This is a genomic window from Roseovarius sp. CAU 1744 (assembly GCF_039839345.1).
Taxonomy (GTDB): Bacteria; Pseudomonadota; Alphaproteobacteria; order Rhodobacterales; family Rhodobacteraceae; genus Roseovarius.
Genome location: NZ_JBDOQV010000018.1, coordinates 1 through 2,573, shown reverse-complemented (window position 1 = coordinate 2,573; position 2,573 = coordinate 1). Strand labels below are relative to the sequence as shown.

Annotated in this window: 1 protein-coding gene; it reads left to right on the top strand. The window is 57.5% G+C overall.

Annotated elements, in window-relative coordinates; all coding sequences use genetic code 11:
• Window positions 1-101 precede the first annotated feature (101 nt).
• Window positions 102-2,573 (top strand): G8 domain-containing protein (locus AAFO92_RS22450; protein WP_347539174.1); only part of this gene is annotated, 2,472 nt, incomplete at its 3' end.

The window sequence follows — 2,573 nt, the reverse complement described above, 5'->3', positions numbered from 1 at the left end:
ATCACGGCGACGACGATTCATACATTCCGCTGCCTACACATCCTAGTGAAGTTGAGGCCTACGTCATTGCAGTAAAGGCCGAAGCGGATCATTCTGCTCATATGGACGACTCGCAAAAGGCCACGGAACATGGCCAGTTGCTGGACCTTGTTCCCCGTTCCGAGGCGACGCATATCGCCATCGGCAATGGCGACTGGTTCGATCCGGACACATGGTACAATGGTGAGATTCCGGATCAGGGCGCCAAGGTACTGATTCCCAAAGGTGTTTCAGTTACCTATGACGGCGAAAGCGACGCGTCGCTGTTTACCGTCCGGGTTGATGGCGAATTGTCCTTTGCCACAGATATGGACACCAAGATGCTGGTGGACACGCTGGTTGTCGCGCCTTCAGGCCGTCTGGAGATTGGCACCGAGGACAACCCGATCCAGGACGATGTCAACGCCGAGATCGTGATAGCCAATAACGGCGACATCGACATCAACTGGGATCCCTCGCTTCTGTCGCGGGGCGTGATTTCGCACGGCCAGGTCGAAATTCACGGCGCTGAGAAGACATCGAACTTGAAGGTGGCGGAAACGCCGATGGCCGGCGATACCGAAATCAAGCTGTCGGACATTCCTGACAACTGGCAGGTCGGCGACACGATCGTTCTGACCGGGACGCACAAGAAGGGCTGGTTCTTCAACCGCGCGACCGGACAGAAGGAATATGCCGAGAGCGAGGATGAAGAGGTCACGATCACCGCGATCAACGGTGATACGATCACCATCGATCGTCCCCTGGCCCACGACCATGACACGCCGCGCGACGATCTTGCGGCGGTGGTGGCGAACACCACCCGCAACATCACCTTCCGCAGCGAAGATGGCGAGGCCTCCGAGGTCCACCACCGCGGCCACGTGATGTTCAAGCACAACCAGGATGTCGATGTCCGCTATGCGGCGTTCGACGATCTGGGCCGTACTGACAAATCGAAGCCCGCGTTCCACCTCAACACGCTGGATCCCGATACGATTGCCGCCGACACCAACTCGCAGGGTCGGTATTCGCTGCACTTCCACCGTACGGGCACCGAGGATCAGGATGATCCAGCGATCGCGATGGGCAATGTCGTGACCGGCAACCCGGGATGGGGTTTCGTGCACCACTCCAGCCATGCAAATTTCATCGACAACGTCGCGTTTGACGTGTTTGGCGCGGCCTTCGTGGCCGAGGATGGCGATGAAACCGGCATCTGGTGGCGCAACGTTGCGATCAAGACCGAGGGCGTCGGATACGGCCATGCCAGGACAAAATCGGGTGAGGATGTCCTGCGCGATGATGTCGGCCGCACCGGCGAGGGGTTCTTCTTCAGCGGCCGGATGGTCGAGGCCAGCGAAAACATCGCCGCGAATACCAACCACGGCTTCGTCTGGATGACCCGCACCGCTGCCAGCAACCCGGTTGCCGAACACACCGATCAGCCTGACGCCTTCTACGGATCGGAAACGGCGCGGAGCAATGACCAGGTGCCGATCCAGGGTTTCAGCGACAACGAAGCCTTTGGCACCCATGTCGGTCTGATCGTGGTCAAGCGTCAGATCCAGCAAAATCACGATGTCCGCACTGTTATGGACGGTTTCGTGAACTGGGAGACGACAGAGGGCGTGCAGTTGACCTACACGTCTCACTATACGCTGAAGAATTTCGACCTGATCGGGACCGACAGCCAGGAGCTGATTTCCATTGCCGGTACCGGGTTCGAGTTCGGACCGCAGGTGTTTGACCTGGCGATCAACGGGCTGAAAGTCACCAACTTCCATACCGGGATCGATCTGGAACAGCGGATCAAGAACGGCTGGACGGGCGATGACATCGACCATGTTCTGATTGATGTCGATGCCAATGGTAACGATATCGACATCGAAGGCTACAACAAGAATTGGCACTCCTTCCTGTCCTCGGACGATCTGGTCGAAGGCCGGCTTCAGTTCACGATGACGGGTGACACCACCATCAGCCTGAACGAAAACCTGTCCTTTGATGGCATCAAGACTGATTCGATCGGATCACGCGACCGGCAGTTTGCATCGGATAACCAGGACATCCTGTTTTCCAAGCATATCCTGACGATCCTTCAGGCCGACGGTTATTACGAAACCGCCGATGGGCGGAACGTCATGCTGTTGCCGGATCTCGTCGCCGACCGTGCGACCGGCGAATTGCTGAAGTTCAACCATGTCATCACACTGGATATCTCCGATACCCGGCTGCAAAATCTTGGCGTCACCTCGAACGGTCTGATCGACCTAGATAGCGATGCCCCTGATGCGCAGGATGATCATGTGTCCGTGGACAACGAATCCAGCATCATCATCGACGTGCTCGCCAATGATTACGACCCCGACGGCGATGTTCTGACGATCGACGGCTTCACCAACCCCTACAAGGGCGACCTGGCGATGCGCGATGACGGCAAACTGGTCTACACGCCTTTCGGCGATTACGAGGGGACCGACACGTTTGATTACTGGACGGCGGATGACAATGGTCAGCTTACCCGTGCCACTGTCACCGTCGATGTATTCGAC